The 24003-nt window shown below is 62.6% G+C and carries 23 protein-coding genes; 14 read left to right on the top strand and 9 right to left on the bottom strand.

Going from position 1 to position 24003, the window contains the following annotated elements:
- Positions 1 to 7 precede the first annotated feature (7 nt).
- From paaD to paaA, 4 genes are read right to left on the bottom strand one after another with little or no spacing between them, the layout of a single operon-like run.
- Positions 8 to 475 carry a 1,2-phenylacetyl-CoA epoxidase subunit PaaD gene (gene paaD, locus VLU25_02565; GenBank protein ID HSR66799.1) on the bottom strand — a complete coding sequence of 156 codons (468 nt, stop codon included), beginning with the start codon at positions 473 to 475 and terminating at the stop codon, positions 8 to 10.
- 7 nt (positions 476 to 482) lie between these two features.
- Positions 483 to 1286 carry a 1,2-phenylacetyl-CoA epoxidase subunit PaaC gene (gene paaC, locus VLU25_02560; protein HSR66798.1) on the bottom strand — a complete coding sequence of 268 codons (804 nt, stop codon included), beginning with the start codon at positions 1284 to 1286 and terminating at the stop codon, positions 483 to 485.
- Positions 1255 to 1599, bottom strand: coding sequence for a 1,2-phenylacetyl-CoA epoxidase subunit PaaB (gene paaB, locus VLU25_02555; GenBank protein HSR66797.1), 345 nt, complete (start codon positions 1597 to 1599; stop codon positions 1255 to 1257). Before paaB ends, paaC begins: the two co-directional genes overlap by 32 nt.
- 19 nt (positions 1600 to 1618) lie before the next feature.
- Positions 1619 to 2563, bottom strand: coding sequence for a 1,2-phenylacetyl-CoA epoxidase subunit PaaA (paaA, locus tag VLU25_02550; protein HSR66796.1), 945 nt, complete (start codon positions 2561 to 2563; stop codon positions 1619 to 1621).
- Positions 2564 to 2697: 134 nt separating this feature from the next.
- On the opposite strand from paaA, the gene VLU25_02545 reads away from it, so the two are divergent.
- The 3 genes from VLU25_02545 to VLU25_02535 all read left to right on the top strand — a co-directional run bounded on the left by VLU25_02545 (position 2698) and on the right by VLU25_02535 (position 5535).
- Complete coding sequence (locus VLU25_02545) at positions 2698 to 3975, top strand: SLC13 family permease (GenBank protein HSR66795.1); 1278 nt, start codon at positions 2698 to 2700, stop codon at positions 3973 to 3975.
- 150 nt (positions 3976 to 4125) lie between these two features.
- A complete protein-coding gene (locus tag VLU25_02540; GenBank protein ID HSR66794.1) occupies positions 4126 to 4800 on the top strand; it encodes a hypothetical protein in 675 nt (224 codons plus the stop codon).
- An 18-nt stretch (positions 4801 to 4818) separates the two neighbouring features.
- Entirely contained in the window at positions 4819 to 5535 is a 717-nt protein-coding gene (locus VLU25_02535; protein ID HSR66793.1) for an HAD family hydrolase, read from the top strand.
- A gap of 85 nt (positions 5536 to 5620) precedes the next feature.
- On the opposite strand, the gene VLU25_02530 is transcribed toward VLU25_02535, so the two are convergent.
- Both VLU25_02530 and VLU25_02525 read right to left on the bottom strand, forming a co-directional pair.
- Positions 5621 to 6352, bottom strand: coding sequence for a ZIP family metal transporter (locus tag VLU25_02530; GenBank protein HSR66792.1), 732 nt, complete (start codon positions 6350 to 6352; stop codon positions 5621 to 5623).
- A gap of 21 nt (positions 6353 to 6373) precedes the next feature.
- A complete protein-coding gene (locus VLU25_02525; protein ID HSR66791.1) occupies positions 6374 to 7132 on the bottom strand; it encodes a ZIP family metal transporter in 759 nt (252 codons plus the stop codon).
- A gap of 321 nt (positions 7133 to 7453) precedes the next feature.
- On the opposite strand from VLU25_02525, the gene VLU25_02520 reads away from it, so the two are divergent.
- Genes VLU25_02520 through VLU25_02505 form a run of 4 tightly spaced genes read left to right on the top strand, consistent with a single transcriptional unit; the run spans position 7454 to position 11143 of the window.
- Positions 7454 to 8905 (top strand): hypothetical protein, encoded by a 1452-nt coding sequence (locus VLU25_02520; GenBank protein ID HSR66790.1) that lies wholly within the window; start codon positions 7454 to 7456, stop codon positions 8903 to 8905.
- A gap of 33 nt (positions 8906 to 8938) precedes the next feature.
- On the top strand, positions 8939 to 9559 hold the full coding sequence (locus VLU25_02515) for an FMN-binding protein (GenBank protein HSR66789.1): 621 nt from the start codon (positions 8939 to 8941) through the stop codon (positions 9557 to 9559).
- On the top strand, positions 9556 to 10029 hold the full coding sequence (locus VLU25_02510; protein ID HSR66788.1) for a hypothetical protein: 474 nt from the start codon (positions 9556 to 9558) through the stop codon (positions 10027 to 10029). The genes VLU25_02515 and VLU25_02510 overlap by 4 nt, the downstream gene beginning before the upstream one ends.
- A 34-nt stretch (positions 10030 to 10063) precedes the next feature.
- Complete coding sequence (locus VLU25_02505; protein HSR66787.1) at positions 10064 to 11143, top strand: FAD:protein FMN transferase; 1080 nt, start codon at positions 10064 to 10066, stop codon at positions 11141 to 11143.
- Here the strand turns inward: VLU25_02505 and VLU25_02500 are convergent.
- Positions 11131 to 13029 (bottom strand): alpha-amylase family glycosyl hydrolase, encoded by a 1899-nt coding sequence (locus VLU25_02500; GenBank protein HSR66786.1) that lies wholly within the window; start codon positions 13027 to 13029, stop codon positions 11131 to 11133. The two genes, VLU25_02505 and VLU25_02500, sit on opposite strands and share 13 nt — an antisense overlap.
- A 286-nt stretch (positions 13030 to 13315) precedes the next feature.
- Positions 13316 to 14836 (bottom strand): 4-alpha-glucanotransferase, encoded by a 1521-nt coding sequence (malQ, locus tag VLU25_02495; protein ID HSR66785.1) that lies wholly within the window; start codon positions 14834 to 14836, stop codon positions 13316 to 13318.
- A 152-nt stretch (positions 14837 to 14988) separates the two neighbouring features.
- On the opposite strand from malQ, the gene VLU25_02490 reads away from it, so the two are divergent.
- The 3 genes from VLU25_02490 (at position 14989) to lipB (ending at position 18150) form a co-directional block, all read left to right on the top strand.
- Positions 14989 to 16056: a methyltransferase domain-containing protein gene (locus tag VLU25_02490; GenBank protein ID HSR66784.1), complete on the top strand. Its 1068-nt coding sequence runs from the start codon at positions 14989 to 14991 to the stop codon at positions 16054 to 16056.
- 24 nt (positions 16057 to 16080) lie between these two features.
- Positions 16081 to 17004, top strand: a complete 924-nt coding sequence (locus VLU25_02485; protein ID HSR66783.1) for a radical SAM protein — start codon at positions 16081 to 16083, stop codon at positions 17002 to 17004.
- Positions 17005 to 17502: 498 nt separating this feature from the next.
- Positions 17503 to 18150 (top strand): lipoyl(octanoyl) transferase LipB, encoded by a 648-nt coding sequence (gene lipB, locus VLU25_02480; GenBank protein HSR66782.1) that lies wholly within the window; start codon positions 17503 to 17505, stop codon positions 18148 to 18150.
- Here lipB and VLU25_02475 read toward each other — a convergent pair.
- Positions 18132 to 18710 (bottom strand): dihydrofolate reductase family protein, encoded by a 579-nt coding sequence (locus VLU25_02475; protein HSR66781.1) that lies wholly within the window; start codon positions 18708 to 18710, stop codon positions 18132 to 18134. The genes lipB and VLU25_02475 overlap by 19 nt on opposite strands.
- A gap of 367 nt (positions 18711 to 19077) precedes the next feature.
- Here VLU25_02475 and VLU25_02470 point away from each other — a divergent pair, with 367 nt between their 5' ends.
- From VLU25_02470 to VLU25_02455, 4 genes are all read left to right on the top strand, one after another.
- A complete protein-coding gene (locus VLU25_02470; GenBank protein ID HSR66780.1) occupies positions 19078 to 20268 on the top strand; it encodes an RtcB family protein in 1191 nt (396 codons plus the stop codon).
- 48 nt (positions 20269 to 20316) lie between these two features.
- On the top strand, positions 20317 to 21381 hold the full coding sequence (locus tag VLU25_02465; protein HSR66779.1) for a PA0069 family radical SAM protein: 1065 nt from the start codon (positions 20317 to 20319) through the stop codon (positions 21379 to 21381).
- A 46-nt stretch (positions 21382 to 21427) separates the two neighbouring features.
- Positions 21428 to 22048, top strand: a complete 621-nt coding sequence (locus VLU25_02460; protein HSR66778.1) for a molybdenum cofactor guanylyltransferase — start codon at positions 21428 to 21430, stop codon at positions 22046 to 22048.
- Positions 22049 to 22168: 120 nt separating this feature from the next.
- Positions 22169 to 23857, top strand: a complete 1689-nt coding sequence (locus VLU25_02455) for an AsmA-like C-terminal region-containing protein (protein ID HSR66777.1) — start codon at positions 22169 to 22171, stop codon at positions 23855 to 23857.
- The last annotated feature ends 146 nt before the right edge of the window (positions 23858 to 24003 follow it).

The following is a 24003-nucleotide window of genomic DNA, read 5'->3' as shown; positions in this document are numbered from 1 at the left end:
CGGGGGATCAGATGCACTTGAACTGTTCGAAAGGCTGACTGCACTGGTTGCAATAGTAGAGAGCCTTGCAGGCCGTGGAGCCGAACTCGCTGCGCAGCGAAGTGTCCGGGGAGTCGCAATAGGGACAGGGTACGGGCTTTTCACCGCCATCGCTGGTGCGTCCCGGCGGAGCGATGCCGAAGTCTTTCAGCTTCTTCTTGGCCTCCTCGCTCATCCAGTCGGTCGTCCAGGGCGGCGAGAGGACGGTGCGCGTGCTGGCGGAGTAGCCGTGCTTGCCCAAGGCGCCCAGGATGCCTTGCTTGATGGCGTCCATGGCGGGGCACCCCGAATAGGTGGGCGTGATCACCACCTCGACCTGGCGGCCGTCCACCTCGACATCCCGCACCACGCCCAGTTCGACCACGCTGAGGACGGGGACTTCGGGGTCCTTGACCTCTTCCAGAATGTCGATTACGGCTTGCTTGTCGCTGGTCATAACGTGCCTACCACTTGGCGTCGGGATATGAGCGGGGCAGGATCTGCATCTCGCTGAGCAGGTGTCCGAGGTGCTCCGTGTGGCGGCCCTGGCGGCCGCCTTCGGCCATGTACTGGTCGGGATCGGGAAGCTCCAGAGTGGCTTCCTCGAGGACTCCTTCCACTTCTCTCTTCCACCGCTCGCCCAGCTCTTCCAGATCGGGCGCCATCTTCTCGTCCCAAAGGCGCCGGTCGACGTCGTCGGGCTGAAAGATCTCGCCGCTGTACATCCAGATCTCGTTCAGGGCCTTCTGCAGGCGTTGATGGCTTTCCTCGGTCCCGTCGCCCAACTTCAGCACCCAACGGCGCGAGTGACGCAGGTGATAGCGGGCCTCTTTAAGCACCTTGGCGGCCACATCGGCCAGGGGCTGAAAAGAAGACTCCAAAAGCGCCGTCATCAGCTCGACGTCATAAACGTCGAAGAGGAATTGGCGGGCGATGGTGAAGGCGAAGTCGCCGCGTGGAAGCTCCACCAGCTTGAGGTTGCGGTAGTCGATGGCTTCGCGGAAGTAGACCAGGCGATCGGCATCGCGTCCGGCGCCTTCGACCTCTCCCGCCAGTCCCAAGATGTACTCGGCCTGGCCGATGAAATCCAGAGCCACATTAGCCAGGGCGATGTCTTCCTCCAGGATGGGGCCGTGACCGCACCATTCCGACAGCCGATGGCCTAGCACCAGGCGGTCGTCTCCCAGGCGCAGCAGGTATTCGAAGAGGTCGGCGCGAAGGCTCTCGCTCTTGATCTCAACCTCGGTTTTGGATTGCTTTTCGTTCAATCTCAGTTCTCTTTCCACGGGGGACGTCGTAGAACTGCGGATGGCGATAGATATTGTACTTGGTGTACTCGAAGAACTCGGGGTTGTCTTCCGACTCCACGGTTCGAATATAACGGGACTCCACCACCCAAATGCTGGTTTGGGGATCGCCGTGCCGCAGATAGACGTCGCGGGCGTTTTCTAAAGCCGATTCGAAGTCGGGCGCGTGCAGGCTTCCGGCGTGCTCGTGAGGGCTTCCTGTCTTGGATTGCAGGAAGACTTCCCAGATGGGCCATTGGGTGTCCTGCATGCGAGGCGTGTAGTCATCCGGCATCGCGGGCTCTCTCCTTGACTCAGGCGGGTTGCTTGAGGGCCTCGGCTTTGCGCTTGGAGGCGTAGGCTTCGGCGGCCTCCCGCACCCAGGCGCCCTCTTCGTGGGCCTCGCGCCGGGTCTGCAAACGTTCCCGGTTGCAGGGGCCGTTGCCGCGAATCACGTTCCAGAACTCCTCCCAATCAATCTCGCCGAAACGCCAGTCGTCGCTTTCCGGGTCGTACTCGAGATGAGGGTCGGGGATGCTCAGTCCCACCGCGTTGGCCTGGCGCACCGTGAGATTGACGAAGCGCTGCCGCAATTCGTCATTGCTCTTGGTCTTGACCTTCCACTTCATCAGTTCCGGCGTGTTGGCCGACTCCGAATCGTGGGGACCGAACATCATCAAGGTGGGCCACCACCAGCGGTTGACGGCATCCTGAACCATCTTTTTCTGGGCAGCAGTTCCCTTGGCCATGGTGGCCACGATCTCGAATCCCTGTACCTTGTGGAAGTTCTCTTCCTTGCAGATGCGGATCATGGCCCGCGAGTAAGGACCGTAGGAGCAGCGGGCCAGCATGGTCTGGTTGACGATGGCGGCTCCGTCCACCAGCCATCCGATGACGCCGATGTCGGCCCAGGTCAAGGTCGGATAGTTGAAGATGCTGGCGTATTTGGCCTTGCCGGTGTGAAGTTGATCGATCAGCTCGCGCCGGTCGACGCCCAGCGTCTCAGCCGCGCAATACAGGTAGAGTCCGTGGCCGGCCTCGTCTTGCACCTTGGCCAGCAAGATCTTCTTGCGCTTGAGGCTGGGGGCCCGGGTGATCCAGTTCCCTTCGGGCAGCATTCCCACGATTTCCGAGTGGGCATGCTGGGAGATCATGCGGATCAACTGCTTGCGGTAACGCTCGGGCATCCAATCGCGGGGTTCGATCTTGGCTCCCTGGTCGATCCTTTCTTGAAATTTGTTTTCTTGACTTTCGCTCACAGCTATTCCTTGTCCTTATACAGAGCCGGCTCGAGAGGAATCAGCCGACGTCCATGCGCTATCTTCCAGTCTAAAATCTTAGCATTCGGCCTCGGACGCTTCAAGCAGGCGGAATGGGCTAAGATATTCGCTTCATGGAGTTTCTGGCGGGTGACCGGATACAGATCATCGTCATTTTCCTGCTCGGATTCCTGGCCTCTCGCCTCTTCGTGCGCAGCGGTCTGGCCGAGTGGGTGGTGATGGGCCTGATCAGGCGAGTCCACCGCAACCTGCCGCTGGTGTCGCTTTTCCTGCTGCTTTCGGCCACCCTGCTTTCTTCCTTCATCCCCAACGTCATCACCACCTTGACTCTCCTGCCGGCGTTGCTGCTTCTCATCCAGCATCTGACGCCCCAGGAGGCCGGCGCCGTCGAGCAAAAGCAACTGACGACCTATCTGGCCTGCTCGCTGATCTGGGGATCAAACATCGGCGGCAACGCATCCGTGATCGGATCTCCCGCCAACCTGGTGCTGCTTTTCTTTCTGGAGGTCTTTCAGGTTCCCGGGGGCGATCAGGTCGGATTCCTGACCTGGCTGACCTGGGGACTGCCGCTGGTCCTGGCGCTGGATTTGGCGGCTTGGCTGTTGGGCATGGCCTTCTTCCGCAAGGCCCGCCTGCGGGTGGACGCTCCGGCTCCCCGGGTGCCGCCCCGCGACCGGCGCATGAACGCGGCTATCTGGGCCTCGGCGCTCACCCTGCTCTTTTCCGCCTTCCTGGCCGTAGCCGGCTTCCTGCTGCGCGACTTCCCCGGCTGGATGGTGGCCCTCAACATCGCGGCACTGGCGGGAGGAACGCTGCTGTCGCTCTTGCTCTTTTCTTCCTGGATGGGAAGGCGTGTGCTGGGGCTGGAAGGTCCGCTGCTGGATTTTCCTGATCTGTGGTCGCGCCTGCCCTGGAGAGGGCTGGCGCTGGTGGCGGCGGTCGGGGTCTTTTTCGTCCTCACGGGCCAGTGGGCCGAGCGGAGCGGATTCAATGATCGGCTGACCGAGTACCTGTCCGGACATATTGCGGGCGACACCGCTCCGCTGATGGTGCTCTTCCTGATGATTCTGGCCACCATCTTCCTGACCGAATTCCTCAGCAATACCCTGGTCGCGACCGCTTTTCTGACCAGCGCCGCCGCCTTGTCCCCGGCACTGGGCCTGCATCCGCTTCCGCTCTTCGTGGGCATCGGAATGGCTTCAACCTGCGCCTTCATGTCCCCCATCGCCACCCCCGTCAACAGCCTGGCTTTCGGAGAGATCCGTCAGCTTTCACTCTGGCGCTTCGCCCTGGCCGGACTGGCCCTTAACCTCATCGGCGCCGTCCTGCTGACACTGGTCTGCGGCGAGCTCCTGCCCTGGCTGCTCGATATCCCGTTGCAGGCCCCTTGAAATTTCAAGGGGCCTGCCCTCCATGGCCTTGGCGAAGGAGGGCCATTCGCTTCGACAACTGCAATAGTCTGCCCAGCACCTCAGGATGCTAAGATGAGCCCTCGCCGGTGCAATCGGAGCGAGCCGCTTTCAAGGGAAAAGGATGAGCCAATGGATGTGAGTCAATTCAGGTCAATGACCTTGACCGCCGTCATTTCAGTGGTAATCAGCGTCACCGTGTGTTGGATGTTGCTTCCCCAGGCCGCCTGGGCCCGTCAGGAAGTTCAGGACACCGATTCGCTCAGTCTGCGCCGCCTTGAGATCGTGGACGCTTTGGGCAACCCGCGCATGCGCATGGAGGTTGACGATGAGGGGCGCAACAGCATCTACCTCTATGACCGCGACGGCAACGCCCGCGCCATATTGGGATTGCTGCCCGACGGCAGCCCCGGACTGGCCCTGCGCAGCCGCCAAGGGGCCATCCGCGTAGGACTGGCCATCTTTCCCGACGGGACGCCCAATGTCACCCTGCATGACCGGCAAGGAGGCATCCGGGCCCGCATGGGAGTGGCCGACGACGGCTATCCGCTGCTGCGCCTGCGCGACGCGGACGGAAACGACCGGGTGGCGCTTCTGGTGGACCAGAGCGGCCAGCCACAGTTCTTTCTCAAGGATGAGGGCGGAAACTCGCGGGCCGCCTTCGTGCTGGACGAGCAGGGACGTCCCGCCTTGACCTTCTTCTCTCCCCAGGCGCGCCCCCGCCTCAACCTGGCCATCCAGCCGCCCCGCGACGAACCCGCGGTGGAACTCTATCCATCGCTGGGACCCATTTGGAGAGCGCCTTAAGGTTCCGCTTCCGGCATCATGAGAGAAACCTTCGACTTGATCGCTTTCGACGCCGACGACACGCTCTGGCATAACCTCGACCTCTTTACCCGCACCGAGGAGCGTTTCGCGCAGATGCTGTCGGCCTATCACGACCCGCAGTGGATCGCCCAGCGTCTGATCGAAACCGAACGCCGCAACCTGGAGATCTTCGGTTACGGGGTCAAGGGCTACACCCTCTCCATGATCGAGACGGCGGTGGAACTCAGCGAGGGCCGGGTCACAGGCAAGGAGATCGAACGCATCCTTGAGTTCGGCAAGGCCATGCTCAAGGCTCCCATCGATTTGCTGCCGCACGTGGAGGAAACCGTCCGCGCGCTTTACCGCCGCATCCCCTTGATGATCATCACCAAAGGCGACCTCTTCGACCAGGAGGCCAAGATCGCCCGGTCGGGATTGGCTGACTTCTTCGAGCATGTCGAAATCGTAAGCGAGAAGGAGCCAGAAACCTACCGCCGCATCCTCAAGCGCTACAGCATCGTTCCAGAACGCTTCCTGATGGTGGGCAATTCCCTCAAGTCCGATGTGCTGCCCGTGCTGTCGCTGGGAGGCCGGGCTGTACACGTCCCCTACCACGACACCTGGGTCAACGAGTTGGCCGACGAAAAGAAAGTCCGCGACGCCGACTACGACGAACTCGACCACCTGGGTCAATTGGTGGAATGGCTGGAATCGCGCACGGCCCAGAGAGCATAAAATCCAGCAGAATCCCCGCCGTCAGTCCCCAAACCGCTTCGAAGTTCCAGTGCATGACTCGGCTCACCTCCCCTTCCGGGCGGACTTAAAGATATTTCTGAAAAAGGATCATCGCGCACAAGGTCAGGCTGACCAGCAAGCCGACGCGGCTGGGATCGGCTTCTTCGAAGGCCTCGGGCATCAGTTCGAGAAAGACCATGAAAACCATGGCTCCGGCGGCGAAGCCCAATCCATAAGGCAGCACGGCACGAAAGGTGTCGACGAAGATAAAAGCCGGAACCGCCATGAGAGGCTGAGGGAGAGAGGAAAAAATGCTCCATCCGGCACAGGCCCATACGCTGCTCCCTCGCGGACGCATGACGGCGCTGATGGCCAGTCCCTCGGGGACGTTGTGAACGGCGATAGCCACGGTGATGAGCACCGCCAAGGTTTCGCCGCCGCCGAAGCTGACGCCGACCGCCACGCCCTCGGCGAAAGAGTGGAGCGTCATGATGGCGACGATGAGCAGAATGCGCTTGGCTCCCGCCCCCGTTATCCGGCCGAACTGGACCTCCTTGTCCTGAAGGGCGCGCTCACCGAAATAGACGAAGGCCACCCCGACAGCCGCACCCACGACCGTCTGCCAAAGTCCGTAAACGCTGCCTTCGCTGAAGAGTCCGAAGCTGGCCCCCAACATCAGCCCCGAGGCCAGAGCGTTGGCCAGCCCCACGGCCCGTTTCGAGACCGTTCGCAGGAAGGCAAATGGAACCGCTCCCAAGCCCGTGGCCAAAGCCGTCACCAATCCGGCCAGGAGAACGGTCAAGCTTTCATAGGCCATCGGCAACTCCCCCGGCAGTTCTCAAGATGAAACAAAGAATGAACGCAACAACACCACGGTCCCGGCACTGACACTGACAAAGAGGGCCACTGCCGACTTGGGCATACGGCGGTAGGAAGAAGGAAGCAACTCTGAAATGACCAGATAAACCATGGCCCCGGCGGCAATTCCCAGCGCCAGCGGAAGCCAGGGACGCAGAGCCGAACTGAGCGCAAAGGCCGCCACCGCCAGAACCACCTGAGGGGTCTTGACGGAGACGCAAAGACCGGCCGCTTGGCGCACCGTCACCCCTCGCTGGGTCAACAGCGACGTCATCGCGGTGGCCTCCCCCACGTTGTGCACAGCCAAGGACAGGGCGATGAAAATCCCCAGCGAGAGGTCGAAGGCCATCGATACCCCGATGGCCACCCCCTCGGCGGCCGAATGAATCGCGTTTTGGAGAAGAATCTTGTAGCCGTATTCGGGTCGGTCGGGCTTGGCTTGGGCATCCCTTTGCAGCTCGTCCGTGCCGGCATAGGACTGAGTCCACCAGGTGAAGCCGATCCCCAGGCCGGCTCCAATGATGATGGGGACAGCCCTGCCCTTCCCCAGCGCCTCGGTCATCAACAGATAACCCGTCCCCAGCATGAGCCCGGAGGCAAAGCCGTAGGCCGAGCCGATCCAAAAGGCCCCCGGACCGCCAGGTCGACGGAAAGGCAACGCCCCCAGCATCGACAAGGCGGCGGCTAAACTGCTGTAAAGAAGCACCAGCAGCACCGGCTGATAATCCATTCCTTGCATGGTGGACGCCTTCCCCTGACACGCCCCTGAGCGGTCCCTTTTTTTTCGGTTGACATAAAAGGGACCAACCTAGTACTCTTTTGCCGGTAATTGAGAATGATTCTCAATAACAAGATGCCGGGCCCGGGCAGCAGGCATCTCAGACGGAGGCTGAAACAGTCAAAAAACGCTACTAGCGGCGACCGAGAAAAGGGGCGCGCCGGCGTACGACGCACCCCTTCACACGTGAATTCTTACCCAATGTCTTTCACGTTGCTTCCAGTATAGGTCCAGCCTGTAAAGGGAGTCAATTCGCCGCCTTGTGGAAAGGACCGAGGAGAGATGGCACTTTACCGGATGATCCTGAGGCTTTGCACAGGAGTCGTGCTCGCTACGGCTTTGCTGATGACGGCAACCCTCCCGCTTCAGGCGCAGGCCACCAATGAGGAAATCTTGAAGAAGCTGGAAGAAATCGAAAAGCGCCTGCAACGGCTGGAGCAGCGGCAACAGGAGCAGGAAGCCGCCAAACCGGAAGTGGAACCGATGCAGAAAGAGGAAGATCGCAAGCCCGGCGGGCAGGAGATGACGGTCGATGTCGAGCAACTGCGTCGCCAGGTGGACGTGCTGGCCGAGGAACTCGAGAAGGTCCGCAGCGGCGAAGAAGAACTGGTGGTCACCCCGGATGATGCCAAGTCGCTGGGCGTGGGTCCGGCCGCAGCCTCCGTCTACCGCAAGAAGAGCGGCGTCTCGCTGGCCGGTTACGGCGAAATGCTCTACCAGAACTTCGACTCCGAGAACGAGTCTGGAGCGGCCGTCAACCAGAGTTCGCAGTTGGACTTTCTGCGCGCCATCATCTATGCCGGATACCGCTTCAACGACAAGTTCATCTTCAACTCCGAGATCGAAGTCGAACACTCGGCCACCGACCGCGAAGGCAGCGTCTCCATGGAGTTCGCCTACATCGACTACCTGGCCAGCGATCACTTCGCCTTGCGGGGCGGACTGCTGCTGGTGCCCATGGGCCTGGTCAACGAATTTCACGAGCCCAACGTCTTCGTGGGGGCACGGCGTCCCGAGGTGGAGAGCCGGATTATCCCCACCACCTGGCGCGAAAACGGATTCGGCTTCCACGGATCAGCCGGAATCTTCGACTACCGGGCCTACGTGGTCAACGGGCTGCGGGCCAGCGATTTTGATTCCAACGGCCTGCGCGGCGGACGTCAAAAGGGATCGGAAGCCCGGGCCGACAACCTGGCCTTCGTCGGACGCCTCGACGTCAATCCCACTCCCGGCGTCTTCTTCGGCGGATCCCTCTACCGGGGCGGATCCGGCCAGGGCGAGGTGGTGGTCAACGGGCAGGATTTCGACGTCACCACAACCATCGCCGAAATCCACGGGCAAGCCCAAGTGCGCGGTTTCGACATCCGCGGACTGTACGCCACAGCCGATCTCGACGACACCCTGGAACTCAACCAGTTCCTGGGCTTGAGCGGCGAGGACACGGTCGCCGAGAAGATGCGGGGAGGCTACTTCCACGTCGGCTACAACGTACTCAACGAATTCGGCGAGCGAGCCAGCTTGATGCCCTACTATCGCTTCGAGTTTCTCGACACTCAAGACGAGGTGTTGCCGGGCTTCATCAAGGATCCGTCGCGGGAGCGCATCTTCAATACTCTGGGACTGGAGTTCAAGCCCATCTACAACATCGTCCTCAAGGCCGATTACCAGTGGATCAGCAACGAAGCTGACACGGGCGTCAACCAATTCAACGTGGCCCTGGGCTATTCCTTCTAGGGCGGCAGCGGGGAGCGGAAAGAAAAAGCTACCGTGTTGACTGCAAGAGAACCCAACAGAAGACAGTGGCTGGCAGGCCCTTGGTCCGCTCTTGCCGGGCCGCTTCTCGGCAAGGCCGCCTGGGTGACCGCCGCGGCGCTGTTGGCCTGCCTTCCGGCCGTTGCCGCCATCGGACGCCAGGAAGCTCTTAAGGCAGCCTATCCGGGAGCTGAGTTCGAGGCCGAAAGGGTCTTCTTAAGCGAAGAACAACAGAGCCGAGCCGCCCGCCTGGCGGGCGTCGAGGTCCCCTCGGCCTTGATCGCCCGATACCTGGCCCACCGCAAGGGGCGAAGGGTAGGACGCGCCTATGTCGACACCCACGTGGTGCGCACCAAGAAGGAAACTTTGCTCATCTGCCTCAATCCGGACGGATCGGTGCGAAGAATCGAGACCACGGCCTTTCTGGAGCCCCCCGAATACGAGGCTCCGCAGGAATGGCGGCGCCAGTACCGGGACCGGCAGTTGAACGACGACCTCAATCTGAACCGCAGCATCCGTCCCCTGGCCGGAGCCACCTTGACCACGCGCGCCGTCAACGAGGCGGTGCGGCGGGTGCTGGCTATCGACCAGGTGCTTCAGGCCGACGCCAAGCCCGCAAGGGAGGGACGGCCATGAAGGGCTTGTACAACTGGTCGTTGCACCTGTTGACGACCGGCGTCAGCGCCACCGGCTTAGTCTACTTCTGGATGAAGTACCTGCTGGAAAACGACGACCCCTTCAGCCTGGTCAACCACCCCTGGCAGAACCTGATGCTGCATGGACACGTGCTGCTCTCTCCTCTCCTGATCTTCGCCTTCGGGGTCTTCTTCAGCGGTCACGTGATGAGAAAGCTGCGCAACAACCGTCGTCAAGGGCGTAGGAGCGGCCTCATCAGCCTCTTCACTTTCCCCGTCATGGCCATCAGCGGATACGCCCTTCAGGTGCTCACTTCGGAAACAGCCCTGCAAGCAGCGCTGATCATTCATCTGGCCAGCGGCGGACTCTTCATCGTCATCTACGCCGCCCACCTGGTGGTGGGCCTGACCGGACGGACTCCGGCCCTGCGCAGACAGGATGAAGCTGTAGAGAAGCGGATTGCGGCCTGACGGGCCCCAGAAGACGACCCGGGAATATCCAGCCATGGCAAGCAAAAAGACCGCCTTCCTCCTCTCGGCCCTCCTGTCGGCGTCCGCCGCATTGAAGGCGGGCGGCTCTCTGGGGGACAGCGTCAGGCTGGAGCGTGAAGTCTACTTGATGGGGACGCGATGCCGCCTGACCGCCGCCGCCTGGGACCGCGACGGCGCCCTATCGGCCCTGGAACGCCTGCTGGAAGCGCTGGAAGCCAGCGAGCGCCAACTCAGCACCTGGCGCCAGGACAGCCGGCTCAGCCAGCTCAACCGTCATCCCCTCCATCAACCCCTGCCGCTGGAACCGGGCCTATGCCGGCTCTTCCAGCAATTAGGGCACTGGCATGCCCTCACAGAGGGCGCCTTCGACCCCGCCATCGGACGCCTCATCGCGGCCTGGGACATTCGGGGTCGAGGCAGGACGCCCCCGTCCGCGGACCTGGCCGAGGCCCTCCGCGCAAGCGGATTCGAACATCTCGAGTTGGACGCCTCGGCCTGCCGCATCGAGCGCCGCCGCGCCCTGCAAATCGATGCCGGAGCCTTCGGCAAAGGAGAAGCCCTCGATCGCGCCTTGGCCTTGTCGCCTCAGTTGCGATCCGAGCTGGGATTGCAGGGCTGGCTGATCGACCTGGGCGGACAGATCGGCGTGTGGGGAGAGCCTGAGCCGGGCCGGCAGTGGGAGGTCTCGCTGGCCCATCCCAAGCAACGCGGCCGCGGCGTCCTGAGGCTCGAAGTTGAGAGCGGCACCATCGCCGTCAGCGGCGGCTCGCAACGCGACTTGACGGTGGACGGCGCCGTAGTCTCCCACATCCTCGATCCGCGCAGCGGCCAGCCGGTGGTCTTCGCTGGATCGACGGTCGTCTGGCGCCCCGACGGCCTCTCATCGGACGTCCTTTCCACGGCGCTCTATGTCATGGGGCCACGAGAGGGACTGAAGTGGGCGTCCCGCCACCAGGTGGCCGCCTGCTTTCTTATCCCCCAGCCCGAAGACGGGGAGGAAGACTCCGTCCGTTTCAAGTGCTCCGATCTCTTCAGGCGCCACTTCCCGTCAAGCTCTCACGCCACGCTGAGTGCGGGAATTCACCGGCGGTAGAGGTAGAGTGCCGCGCTGCGGGCGGGCAGGGACAGGGTCATGGTCGAGGACTGGGTGGTGGCCGGGGAACCACTTTGCAACTCGTCGCTGAGCGCCAACCCGTCGGGGAGTCCGGCGGCGTGGACGTTGAAACTGACCTCTCCGGCCTGGGATGCATTGTTGAAAACCGCCACTGCGATCTCTTCCTCGCATACACGGGCGTAGGCATAAAGGTCATCGCCCACCTTGAGGTGAATCATCTCGCCCCGCCGCAGGGCCGGACTTCCCCGGCGCAGGTGAGCCAGGCGGCGGACGTGGGAGAAGACCTCCTGCTGGCGCTGGCTGCGTCCCTGCCGGGTGAAGGCGTTGCTGGGATCGGAGTTCCACCCGCCGGGAAAGTCGCGCCGGTTGTCGGGATCGTTGTCGCCTTCCATGCCGATCTCGCTGCCGTAGTAGATGAGGGGGATGCCGCGGGCCGTGAAGATCAGCGAGTAGGCCAGCTTGAGCCCCTGCAAATCGGCCCCCGGCTCGCTGATGAAACGGCGGGTGTCGTGCAGGTCGATGAAGGTCACCAACACGCCGGCATCGCTGTAAAGGTAGTCATGGGCGAAGGTCTTGGCGATGTCGCGCAGCGAGTTGCGCCTGGTGAAAGCGCTTTGAATCCCGTAATAGAGAGGAAAGTCGAAGAGCGTGTCGAGGCGGGTGTCGATGCCGTCGTAGCGGGCCTCTCCTCCCTGGAAGAAAGCCACCAGCGATGGATTGCCTTCGAAGAACTCTCCCACCACGCTGAGGCGCGGATACTCGCGCTTGATGGCCGTCATCCAGTCCCTCCAGAACCAGCGGGGGACGTAGGGCAGGGTGTCCTGACGGATGGCGTCGAGTCCGCTGATGCCCACCCACCACAGGGTGTTCTGAATGATGTAACGGGCCGTCTCGGGATCGTTCTGATTGAGGTCGGGGAGGATATCGATGAACCAGCCGTCCAGGGTGGGCTTCTGAACCGCCGGGCTGGCATTGGGATCGGCCAGCGTCCAGGTCTGCCACTCGTTTGGGACGTGGTCTTGTTCGGTTCCGTTGTACCAGGTGGGGGTGGGGGAGTCGTTGACCCAGGGATGGTAGGGTCCGCTGTGGTTGGCCACTTGATCCTGAATGATCTTGACGCCCAGCTTGTGGGCCTCGTCCACCAGCTTGCGCAACAAAGCCAGGTCGCCCAGGTGTTCGTCGACGGCGTAGAAATCGACCGCGCCGTAGCCGTGATAGTCGGTGATGGCCTCTCCGTCGTAGGTTTCGCGCCGGTTGAGGTGGTTGACGTTGTCGTACCAGGGATTCATCCAGATGGCCGTCACGCCCAGGTCCTTGAGGTAGGGCAGCCGGTCGATGACGCCCTGCAGGTCGCCTCCGTGGTAGTAGCGGGCCTTGGAGCGGTCGAGCAGTCCCGGCGACTGGGCGGGGTCGTCGTTGGACGGGTCGCCGTTGGCGAAGCGGTCGGGCATGAGCAGGTAGATCACGTCGTCGCGTCCGATACCCCGGAAGCGTCCCGCCCGGGACAGGGGCTCAAGAATCTCGAAGGAGGCTTCAGCCGTCCCCTGGGCGCTTTCGACCTGCAGCGACAGGGTCTGAGGCTGAGCCTGCGGATCGATATGCAGGTCGGCGAAGAGATAGGTGCCCGCAGCGTTGACACGGGTGAGTCCGATGGAGGCGTCCTCTCCCGGCACCCGGACTTGCGCGCCTTGCAGCCCTTGGCCCCGGATCAGCAAGCGCACCGGATTGATGGAGTGCCCCGCCCACCAGTCGGGCGGCTCGATCTTCTCAATGCGGGGCTGAGCCAGCAACGCCTGGCCACCTGAGAAAAGGCAAAGAGCCGCCACAACCAGACGCACACGACCTAGCCAAAGAAGACACTTCATGAATACAATTCCCGGATACTTTTCCTCGATGTGTCGGAAGAAGAACCGCCATCATACGCCAAAATGTACCGACCTCCAACTCCCGCCTGCCAACTCACAAACAGCGGAGTTGCCCTGAGAAGTAGACTTGTGGGCCGGGGAGTTTTGGAAATTGGTCCCCTTGGAACTTGGAAGTTTGCCCTCCAAGGGCCTAGCGAGCTGCCCCATACCGCCGACAGCCATCAGGCCTTTCAGCGCGGTCGCTGAAACTTGATTCGTGTGTGAACTTGTTGGCCACCTAATGGCCCTAGCGTTCGTAGAGGCGGGAGAGTCGGGCCAGGCGGCGGCGGATGGAGGAGCCGAGGTCTCGGCGGCGGAAGCGCCAGGTCCAGTTGCCGCGGCCCTGGCCGGGAGTGTTCATGCGGGCCTCGCTGCCCAGTCCTAGCAGGTCCTGCACCGGAATCACGGCCAGGTCGGCCACCGAAGAGAGGACGGCGCGAATGTAGTCCCAATGCACTTCGGACTCGTCGCGGATATTCAAGTATCGGCGGGCGAAGTCTTTTTCCTTCTCGGCCTGGGACTCGTCGCGGGTACTGGCCCCCACGCCTCCCGACCACCACCCCTGTACGGTGTCGTTGTCATGTGTGCCCGTGTAGACCACCAGGTTGCGGGTGTAACGGTGGGGTTGAAAGTCGCTGGCCTTCATATCGGTGCCGAAAGCGAACTGCAGGATGGCCATCCCCGGCAGTCCGAAGCGCTCGCGCAAGCCTTCGACTTCGGGCGTAATGACGCCCAGGTTCTCGGCCACGATGGGGGCGTCTCCCAGTTCTTGCCGCACCTTGGCGAAGAAGGCGTCGCGGGGACCCGGACGCCATTCGCCCACGATGGCCGTCTCCTGGTCGGCAGGGACGGCCCAGAAAGCCTCGAAGCCCCTGAAGTGGTCAAGGCGGACGATGTCCACCAGCGAGAACTCTGAGCGCAGGCGGTCCATCCACCAGGCGAATCCGCGCTCTTCCATGACGTCCCAGCGGTAGAGCGGATTGCCCCACAACTGTCCGGTGGCGCTGAAATAGTCGGGCGGCACTCCGGCCACCTCGGTGGGGCGTCCGTGGCGGTCAAGCTGAAAGAGGTCCTGGTTGGCCCACACGTCGGCGCTGTCGTGAGCCACGAAGATGGGGATGTCTCCCATGACCTGCACTCCGCGTCCGTAGCAATAGCCCTTCAGATCGTCCCACTGACGGCGGAAGAGGTGCTGGCAGAACTTGTGGAATTCAATCCGGTCAGCGTACTCGGCACGAGCATTGTCAAGGGCCTCGGCCCGGCGGCGCACCAGATCCTCTTCCCACTCGGTCCAGGCCTTGCTCTGACGGTTCTCCTTGATGGCCCGGTAGAGGGCATAATCCTCCAGCCAATGGGAGTTGAACTCGCAGAAGCTCGAGAAACGGCGGGTTTCCTCGTCCTCGACCCGCTCGATGAAGCGCTCGAAGGCGCGCTGAAGGCGGGCGCCCTTGTAGTCGATGACCCGTCCGAAATCGACCTTTGAGGCCGGAAAGTCGGGAGGATCGGCGATGTCCTGAGCCTCCAGGAAGCCGTCCTCGACCAGCTTTTCCAGGCTCACCAGCATGGGATTGCCGGCGAAGGAAGAGACGCACTGATAAGGCGAGTCCCCGTATCCCGTGGGACGCAAGGGCAGCACCTGCCAGACTTTCTGGCCCGATTCAGCCAGGAAGTCGACGAAGCGATAGGCCTCCGGTCCCAAATCGCCGATGCCATGGGCCGAGGGCAAGGAAGTGATGTGGCAGAGCAGTCCGCTGCTTCGTGCGATCATACGCGGCGGATTCTAGCATGAAGGCGGCGCCCTCCGACCGCCCCCGGCGGACCCCTTCGACCCGTCTCTCCCCCTCAAACACCATTGTCTAAGACCCGACAATGGAGCGCCGCAAAGATGACAGCAGGTCTGAGACGTTGGCATAATGACAGATGATGACCACCACGGTAACCGACAACGTAAAGGAATACTACGGCAAGGTTCTGCAAGGATCGAAAGATCTTAAGACCAGCGCCTGCAGCAGCGGAGCGAGCCTGCCGCAGCATGTCCGTAGCGCGCTCGACCAAGTGCACGAAGAGGTCCGCCAGCGCTATTACGGATGCGGCTTTGTGGTACCCGAATCGCTGCAAGGCGCGCGCATCCTCGACCTCGGCTCAGGTTCGGGACGCGACTGTTACCTGCTCTCGCGCCTGGTGGGCGAAAAGGGCTCGGTGGTGGGCGTTGAGATGACCGACCAGCAGATCGAGGTGGCCCGCCGCCACATCGGCTATCACACCCGCAAGTTCGGATACGCCCGCCCCAACGTCGATTTCCGTCAAGGCTACATCGAGCGCCTGGACGAACTGGGGCTGGAAGAGAACAGCTTCGACATCATCGTCTCCAACTGCGTCATCAATCTCTCGCCCGACAAGCAGGCCGTGCTGGAGCAGGCCTACCGCCTCCTCAAACCGGGCGGCGAACTCTACTTCTCGGACGTCTACGCCGACCGGCGAGTGCCCCAAGACCTGGTCGACGATCCTGTCCTCTACGGAGAATGCCTGAGCGGAGCGCTCTATTGGAACGACTTCCTCACGCTCAGCCGCAAGGCCGGCTTCCAGGATCCGCGCCTGGTGGAAGATCACCCCATAGCCATCGACAATGAAGAGATCGCCCGGCGCATCGGCCACATCAGCTTTTTCTCGGCCACCTATCGCCTCTTCAAGATCGAGGGACTGGAAAGCGCCTGCGAAGACTACGGGCAGGCCGTCGTCTACCGGGGCACCATCGCTTACTGCCCTCAGGCCTTCGTGCTCGACAAGCACCACCGTATCGACCGGGGCAAGGTTTTTCCGGTGTGCGGAAACACTTATCGCATGCTCAAGGAGACTCGCTTCAGTTCGCATTTCAAGTTTGTGGGCGACTGGAGCACGCACTACGGCATCTTCGAAGGATGCGGAAGCGGACTGCCCTTCGACGTCGACGCCCAGGGACGAGCGCAAGCCACCAACGGTTGCTGCTGAGCTTTCTAACGGAACGAGATCCCCATGGCTACCCAACCCGCAGCACACCAGGACCCCTGGATGGTGACGCCCGACGGCAACCCGCGCGGATACATCCAACCCCAGTCTTTGCGTGAGCTGTGGTTTCACACCGGAACCGCCTGCAACCTGTCCTGCCCGTTCTGTCTTGAAGGATCGAAGCCGGGAGACAACCGCCTCAACCTCATCCGCTTCCAGGACGCCCGGCCTATCATCGAAGAAGCGCTAGACCTGGGTGTCGAGCAGTTCTCCTTTACGGGAGGCGAACCCTTTGTCTGCAAAGACATCGTGCACATTCTCGACTACGCCTTGCAGCACCGTCCCTGCCTGGTGCTGACCAATGCCACCGATCCGCTGCTGCGCCGCTTGCACGAAGTGGCTCCGCTGGCCTCGGCCAAGAATGAACTGAGTTTCCGGGTCAGCATCGATTATCCTGATGCCCGGCGTCACGACCAGGACCGGGGAGAAGGCAGCTTCGAGAAGTCCATGCTGGCGATGCGCCGCCTTCTGGGAGCCGGCTTCCCCATCTCGGTAGCGCGCCAGATGAAAAAAGACGAAGATCGCCAGGCGGTGGACGCTCAGTACCGCCAGCTCTTCAAGCAACAGGGGCTGCCCCAGAACCTCCTGATCGTGCCCTTTCCCGACTTTTATCCGCCAGGGGCCCAGCCCAGCGGCATTCCCCACATCACCGAAGACTGCATGACCCGCTACCAGGACGCTGAATCGCGCTCCCGGTTCATGTGCGCCTTTTCAAAGATGGTGGTCAAGCAGGACGGCCGGATGCGAGTCTACGCCTGCACTCTGGTCGACGACGATCGCGATTACGACCAGGGGCCGTCCCTGGAGGAGGCGCTGCGGGAGCGAGTCATGCTCAAGCACCATCGCTGCTTCAGTTGTTTCGCCTACGGCGCTTCCTGCTCCCAGATCTGAAGAACGGCGCCCCCGGGCTCCGGCCGGGATGAGGAGAAGCCGGGGGCGCTGCCGTTCCAGGGCGGCCGCCGTCATGGCCTGACGCCACATCACTCTAGGCGCAAAGACGCAAAGCCGAAAGCGTGATTACTTCGCACTGCATTTGGCCGATGCTGAACGAACTTAACCTGTAATGCTCAGGCTTACGCGTTCTTTGCGCCTATGCGCCTAGGGTGACGAAAAACCAGAAATGAATGACTTAGCGACCTTGAAAAGGCTATCACTGCGGAAGAGGCCTGAACAGCCTGAATCGACGGGATAGAAAAATGGCGGCTCCTCTCCCCTTCAGATCCGTTCATCGCTAGACGTTGGCGGAACAATTGCTCGGTGCGTTGAGTGCTTGCCTCTCCGTGTCCAATGCGCTGCGGGCCCGAGTCGTTCCCAACACCCGTGCACGAGCAGACGTGCAACCAGGCGGTGACGGCATTCCCTCGGCAGCAGACATGCGACAATGGGGGCATGAGGTTCGTTGATCTGGGACGGATTTCCTTCCGCGACGCCCTGCAGCGCCAGGAAGCGGCGGTGGAGGCCATCGCCTCGGGGGAGATGGAGGAGACCGTCCACCTGCTGGAGCATCCCCACACCTTTACCGTGGGACGCACCGGCGACGCCTCCAACCTGCTTGCCCGCCAGGATTGGGATGGCAATCCCATCGACCTGGTGCGCATTTCGCGGGGAGGCGACGTGACCTATCATGGCCCCGGACAACTCGTCGGCTATCCCCACCTCGACCTGCGCCGCCGCGGACGCGACGTCCACCGCTATCTGCGCCACCTGGAAGAAGCCGTCATCAACGCCGTGGCCGGCCTGGGCGTAGACGGATATCGCCGCCAGGACTACACCGGCGTGTGGACCGAGCAGGGCAAGCTGGCCTCCATCGGCGTGGGAGTGCGGCGCTGGGTCACCTTCCACGGATTCGCCCTCAACGTCTCCACCGACTTGCGCTACTTTGACCTTCTCAATCCCTGCGGAATCCCCGACTGCCCCATGACCTCGCTCAGCCGCCTCATGAACGGCCAACCTTTTCCGCTGGACAAGGCCAAGCAGCTCGTCCAACAAGCCCTCCTGCAAATGTTCTCTGCTGCCGATCAGGACCCGATGCGGTAGTGGAGGATGGCGTGACCGCTGGCAAAGGTCTTGCTGTCGGTAAGTCGCAGCAAGGTGGGAGAGATGCCCTTTCGGAATAACGGAATGCCGGAGCCGAAGAGGACGGGGTGGAGTTTGACGATCAATCGCTCGATCAGTCCCGCCCCGAGCAACACGGAAGCCAGTTCAGAGCCGCCGCAGAGCCAGACGGCCTTTCCCGGCTTTTCCTTCAAGCCTGTGACGAATTCGACAGCGTCGCCGCTGACCAGTTCAACCTGCGCATCAGGGCTGGACTCGAGGCTGCGCGAGAAAAGGTATTGATCCAGGGTGGGGTAGGGATTGCTGAAGCCCGCGTTGAGGCCGACTTCGTAGGTCTTGCGTCCCATCAGGACGGCATCGAACCACTTGTGGTCAGTACGGCTGAACTCCCCGTCCTGAAGATGGGCCGGGAACGTCTCCGGGAAGGCCCTGAAGAGCTCGGCCCCAAAGTCGTCATCCCAGGGGAAATCACCCAGCGAACCATCCTCGCGTGCAATGAACCCGTCCAGCGTCGAAGCCACGTAGTAAACCAACTCCCTCATAGCCACCAATCATGCCACCCGAGAGGTGAGAGGCGCATCCCGGGGGTCTCCAGAGCACTCAGGTTGGGGCCTCAATGCTGGCTTGGCTCATTCAGTCCGGGTGTGAGGTTATCTCCATCGCCGCAAGGATGCGCCTCCCACCAGGCGTGGATCCCATCGCTTCCTCGAGGCAGGTCGCTCTCTGGAAGGTGGGCGGCCCTCCCCAGGTTCCTCCCCAGACTCCTCCCGCCTTGCAGGGACCTAGCAATGCCAAGAGGCCACAGTGGGAGAGGCCTGGTGGGAGGCGCATCCTTGCGGCGATGGAGGAAAGGCTCCAGGCATGCAAAAACCAACCCTGGTTACCCGCCTCCTCTATACTGGTAAGCCCATGAGCGAAGACTACCCAAGCAAAGCCTCTTACCGGAAATGGGGCGAAAACCTGGATCCCATGTCCATCGAGCAGATGGATAAAGCCTGCCGCCTGCCGGTCTCCGTGCGGGGCGCCTTGATGCCCGACTGCCACGTCGGCTACGGACTCCCCATCGGCGGCGTGCTGGCCACCGAGAACGCCGTCATCCCCTACGCGGTGGGAGTCGACATCGCCTGCCGCATGCGCCTGAGCGTGCTCGACCTGCCCACCAACCTGCTCGACAAGCCGCGCAAGCTGGAACGCCTCAAGCGCGCCATCGAGGAAGAAACCCGCTTCGGAGTAGGCGCCACCTTCGAAAAGGGCAAGCGCCGAAGGCACCCCGTCATGGATGAGGACTGGGCCATCTCCAAAGTCACCCGCGAGAACAAGGACAAGGCCTGGGCCCAACTGGGCACCTCAGGCAGCGGCAACCACTTCGTCGAATTCGGCCTGCTGACCCTGGATGAGCCCGACCTGGGACTGCAGCCGGGCCAATACCTGGCTTTCCTTTCCCACAGCGGCAGCCGCGGACCCGGCGCCCTCACGGCCGGACACTACAGCCGTCTGGCCCGCGACCTCCACTCCGAACTGCCCAAGGAACTCTCGCACCTTTCCTGGCTCGATCTCGGCAGCCAGGAGGGACAGGAATACTGGAAGGCCATGCAACTGATGGGCAAGTACGCTTCGGCCAACCACGCCTGCATCCACCGTCACGTGCTGGAGCACCTGGGAGCCGAAGCCATCGCAGGAGTGGAGAACCACCACAACTTCGCCTGGCTTGAGGAACATGACGGCAAGCAGGTGGTGGTCCACCGCAAAGGCGCCACTCCGGCCGGGGAAGGCGTGCTGGGGGTGATCCCCGGCTCCATGGCATCTCCGGGATACGTGGTTCGGGGCAAAGGCAACGAAGCCGCCCTGCAGTCCGCCGCTCACGGCGCCGGCCGCGTCATGAGCCGTACGCAGGCCAAGAAGAAACTGCGCTGGCGCGACGCCAAGGACCTGCTCAACCGGCAGGGAGTGACCTTAATGAGCGCCGGCCTCGACGAGGTCCCCATGGTCTACAAGAACATCGACGAGGTGATGGGCGCCCAGTCCGACTTGGTCGATGTGGTCGCCCGCTTCGACCCCAAACTGGTCAAAATGTCCCCCGGCGGCCCCGCTGAAGACTAGAACCACCTCATTCCGTCGCAGGTGAAACTAAGGTATAATGCCTGAGTCATGAAGCCGATCAAGGGACGGGGGGCGGTGTCGAATCCGGCCAGCCGCTTCCACAAGCAGAGCATCTCGCCCTTTGACGACGGGTGGGGGACGATTGAGGAGGAGCCGGGACGGCCCCGGACCGAGGTGCGGATCGAGAAGGTGCGGCGGATCATCGCCACCAATCAGTCGCCTGACATCCCTTTCGACCAGTCCATTAACCCCTATCAGGGGTGCGAGCATGGCTGCATTTACTGCTACGCCCGCCCCTCTCATGCCTATTGGGACCTTTCACCGGGGCTGGATTTCGAGACGCGCATCTTCGCCAAGCCCGAAGCGCCCGAGCGGCTGCGCGAAGAGCTGCGCAAGCCAGGATACCGCTGCAAGGTGATGGCGCTGGGCTCGAATACCGATCCTTATCAGCCGGCCGAGGCCAAGCTTGAGATCACGCGGGGAATAATCGAGGTGCTGGGGGAATTCCGCAATCCGGTCAGCATCGTGACCAAGTCGAACATGGTGCTGCGAGACCTCGACCTGCTGGTTCCCATGGCCCGGCGGGGGCTGGCTTCGGTCTACATCTCCGTGACGAGTCTGGATCACAAGCTGGCCCGGGTCATGGAGCCGCGGGCGGCCACGCCGCAGCGGCGCCTGCAAACGATCAAGGCCCTGGCCGAGGCCGGCGTGCCGGTGGCGGTGCTGGCTTCGCCCATCATTCCCTGCCTCAACGACGAGGATTTGGAAGGCATCCTGGAGGCGGCCGCCGAGGCTGGGGCCGAGCGGGCCAACTACTTGCTGGTGCGCCTGCCTCACGAGGTCAAGGAGCTCTTCCTGGAATGGCTGCAGAACCACTTTCCCGACCGGGCCTCCAAGGTACTCAACAAGCTGCTCGACCTGCGCGGCGGACGCCTCAACGACCCCCGCTTCGGCTCGCGCATGCGCGGCGAGGGGCGCTACGCCGAATTGCTCAAGCGCCGCTTCGAGATCGCCAGCAGGCGACTGGGCCTGAACCGGGAGCGGAGCTCGTTAGACACCACCCTCTTCCGCGTCCCCCTCAAGCCGGGAGACCAACGCCCGCTGTTCGATTGACGAGAGGCCGTTGCAGGTCCTCCATCCCCGTGCCATGCTGGCTGCAATGGTCGAAGCGACGGCTCTAGTTCTGGCGGGAGGACGCTCGCGGCGCATGGGACGCGACAAGCGTTTCCTGCAAGTGGAGGGAGAGACGCTGCTGAAACGGACCTTCGATCTGGCGCAGGAAGCCTGCCGCAATGTCAAGGTTCTGATCTCTGAGCCGGAGGACGGGAAGCGCATTTCCAAGGCTCTGGGACTGCCGAGTGCCCCTCCCCAAGGAGAGTCGCCGCTTGTGGCCGACTCGCGTCCGGGGAGCGGCCCCCTGGCTGCGGTGCGTGAGGCGGCAGCGCACTGCACGGCGGCTTGGATTCTGGTCTTGGCCGTTGACTACCCGGCACTCACCTCCGGCTTCCTCGAGGGACTCTTGGAACGAGCCCAAGACTTGGCCGAAAGCAATCTGGCGCTGGTGCCGCAGTCTGGGGGGCGGCTGCAATACGCCTGCGCCCTCTATCGGCGATCGGCGCTGTTGAAGCTGGCCCGCCGGAATGACCCACCCTCCTCGTTTCGTTCCTGGCTGGAAGATCAGCCTGCGGTCGTTGTGTGGGCAGAAGAAGAATGGCGCCCACTGGCCTCTCCCGACACCCTGGTCAACTGGAACCGTCCGGGTGACTGGCGCGGGCCTTGAGCATGGCGCAAGAAGGACTTTAAGCTCGCTAAAAGGTCTATTGGGTATCCTTCCAGCAGCCTGCTCTTAAAAGGCCCGCGACCGCACAAGGCGGGGCAGTTTGGCGATAGGATAAAAGGCATGACGTGGCGCAAGTGGCTGTTGATTGCGGCGGTGGTTCTTTTGATCGTGGCGGTGGGCGGCGGGCTCTACGTGCGTTCCTGGATCGGCTCGGATGCCGGGGAGCAGATCGTAGCGGCGCTGCAAGAGCGCCTTCAGGTGCCGGTCAGCGCCGAGAGCGTGGAGGTCGAGCTGGGAAAGATCCTGCTGATGACTCCCAGCGTCACCTTGAGGGGATTGACCATCGGCAATCCCGAGGGATTCACCTCGCCCCACCTGCTGCACGCTGATCAGGTGTCAGCCCAACTGCGGCTCGGGCCGCTGGCATCCAAGCGGCTGGAAATCCCCGACTTTTCCATCTTCAGCCCCGACGTGAACCTGGAACGCAATCCCCAGGGACGCTCCAATCTGCAAATGGTGATGGAGCGGGCCTCCCAGCGCGAGGCGTCCGCGTCGGCTGCGGGACAGGAGTCCCCAAGCTGGACGCTCTCCATCCAGCGCCTGTCATTGCAATCGGGATCCTTCAGCTTCATCGACCGCCGTTCCGATACGCCTCAGACCACCTCGGCGCAAGAAATCGACCTGGAGCTGTCCGATTTTTCACCTGGCCAGTCCAGCCCTTTCACCCTCTCCGCCAAACTCTTCGGAGGCCAGCGGTCGGGCCTGGACTTCCAAGGACATGCAGGCCCCTTCGCCCGCCGCGAGTTCCCCATGCAGGGCGCCCTGACGCTCAATGCTGCTCTGCAGGAGATGGACCGGGAAACCCGCCTGCGCTTGCTGGGCAACCTGCTGGGAGAACCGGGAGAAGACAGCCTGGCGCGCTTGCAGGTCGACCTGCAGGGCGATGCCGCCCAGTCCCTGGCGGGCCAAGGCACGCTTGCCCTGAGCGACTTCTACCTGGGCAAGAACCAGGACAAGCGGCTGCCCGCCCGGGGTGAATTGCCCATTACCCTGACGGCCCGCAACCTGCTCGACGCCCCCCGCGTGACAGTGCAAAGCCAGGACGGCTCCTTCCAACTGGGCCAGGGGACCTGGAAAGGCCAGTTGCAGTTCGAAATCGCCTCGGGCGGACTCTCGGGCAGCAGCCGCGGGCAGATCGAAGACATCGACATCAACCAGCTCCTGAGCGCCTTCACCGAGTCCGAGGACAAGGTGTTCGGGACCCTCAGGGTCCCCGAATACCAGATGCAGTTCCAGGGAGCCGACGCCCAGCAGATTCAGGATTCGCTGCGTGGAGAGGGGCAGTTCGTGGTCAAGTCGGGACGCATCGCCGCCTTCGGGCTCATCGACCGCCTGCGACGCGCCCTCAATCCGCAGCAAGCCCGCGCGGAAACAGCGACCGAGTTCGATGAGATCGCCTCTCCTTTCCAGATCGAGAACCGCCGCTTCCGTACGCCCGACTTGAGACTGGCGTCCTCGGCTCTGACCTTGACGGCCCAGGGGGACCTGGGCTTCGACCGTTCGCTCGACTACCGGGCCCAACTCGACCTGCGGGGAGGGTTGGAGTCGATTCTGGGTCCGCAGGCCGCCGCCATGGCGCGCTTTCTGCCCCAAGGCAAGATCCCCATGAAGATCAGCGGCAGCTTCGACGATCCCAAGCTTGAACCCGACCTCTCCGGCGGGACTCAAGGGGCCATCCGAGGCTTGTTGGAGCAATTTCTGCGCCCCAAGAAGGAAGAGAAACAAGAGCCTCCCGAGCAGCAGAACTAGTGCAGTGCGTCAGAAGTTTTGAGCCACCTTGTGGCGTTATCCCACGCGTTCAGCGTTGGCACATTTGGCGTCTGAAACCCAGGGTGGCGCCGCCGTCTCGCTGGCGCTCGCCGGGGCTGACCCTGGGCTAGCGAATCGCTCGCCTT

The organism is Acidobacteriota bacterium (assembly GCA_035471785.1).
Classification (GTDB): Bacteria; Acidobacteriota; UBA6911; order RPQK01; family DATIPO01; genus JANQFM01.
This window is presented reverse-complemented; position numbering and strand designations above follow the sequence as displayed.

Excerpts from the sequence above, each read along its gene's own strand:
- VLU25_02465 (HSR66779.1), top strand. The coding sequence starts at position 20,317 with ATGAAGCCGATCAAGGGACGGGGGGCGGTGTCGAATCCGGCCAGCCGC.
- paaB (HSR66797.1), bottom strand. The coding sequence starts at position 1,599 with ATGCCGGATGACTACACGCCTCGCATGCAGGACACCCAATGGCCCATC.
- paaD (HSR66799.1), bottom strand. The coding sequence starts at position 475 with ATGACCAGCGACAAGCAAGCCGTAATCGACATTCTGGAAGAGGTCAAG.
- VLU25_02535 (HSR66793.1), top strand. The coding sequence starts at position 4,819 with ATGAGAGAAACCTTCGACTTGATCGCTTTCGACGCCGACGACACGCTC.
- lipB (HSR66782.1), top strand. The coding sequence starts at position 17,503 with ATGAGGTTCGTTGATCTGGGACGGATTTCCTTCCGCGACGCCCTGCAG.
- VLU25_02530 (HSR66792.1), bottom strand. The coding sequence starts at position 6,352 with ATGGCCTATGAAAGCTTGACCGTTCTCCTGGCCGGATTGGTGACGGCT.
- malQ (HSR66785.1), bottom strand. The coding sequence starts at position 14,836 with ATGATCGCACGAAGCAGCGGACTGCTCTGCCACATCACTTCCTTGCCC.
- VLU25_02505 (HSR66787.1), top strand. The coding sequence starts at position 10,064 with ATGGCAAGCAAAAAGACCGCCTTCCTCCTCTCGGCCCTCCTGTCGGCG.
- VLU25_02540 (HSR66794.1), top strand. The coding sequence starts at position 4,126 with ATGGATGTGAGTCAATTCAGGTCAATGACCTTGACCGCCGTCATTTCA.
- VLU25_02490 (HSR66784.1), top strand. The coding sequence starts at position 14,989 with ATGATGACCACCACGGTAACCGACAACGTAAAGGAATACTACGGCAAG.
- VLU25_02475 (HSR66781.1), bottom strand. The coding sequence starts at position 18,710 with ATGAGGGAGTTGGTTTACTACGTGGCTTCGACGCTGGACGGGTTCATT.
- VLU25_02460 (HSR66778.1), top strand. The coding sequence starts at position 21,428 with ATGGTCGAAGCGACGGCTCTAGTTCTGGCGGGAGGACGCTCGCGGCGC.
- VLU25_02525 (HSR66791.1), bottom strand. The coding sequence starts at position 7,132 with ATGCAAGGAATGGATTATCAGCCGGTGCTGCTGGTGCTTCTTTACAGC.
- VLU25_02455 (HSR66777.1), top strand. The coding sequence starts at position 22,169 with ATGACGTGGCGCAAGTGGCTGTTGATTGCGGCGGTGGTTCTTTTGATC.
- VLU25_02520 (HSR66790.1), top strand. The coding sequence starts at position 7,454 with ATGGCACTTTACCGGATGATCCTGAGGCTTTGCACAGGAGTCGTGCTC.
- VLU25_02545 (HSR66795.1), top strand. The coding sequence starts at position 2,698 with ATGGAGTTTCTGGCGGGTGACCGGATACAGATCATCGTCATTTTCCTG.
- VLU25_02485 (HSR66783.1), top strand. The coding sequence starts at position 16,081 with ATGGCTACCCAACCCGCAGCACACCAGGACCCCTGGATGGTGACGCCC.
- VLU25_02500 (HSR66786.1), bottom strand. The coding sequence starts at position 13,029 with ATGAAGTGTCTTCTTTGGCTAGGTCGTGTGCGTCTGGTTGTGGCGGCT.
- VLU25_02510 (HSR66788.1), top strand. The coding sequence starts at position 9,556 with ATGAAGGGCTTGTACAACTGGTCGTTGCACCTGTTGACGACCGGCGTC.
- VLU25_02470 (HSR66780.1), top strand. The coding sequence starts at position 19,078 with ATGAGCGAAGACTACCCAAGCAAAGCCTCTTACCGGAAATGGGGCGAA.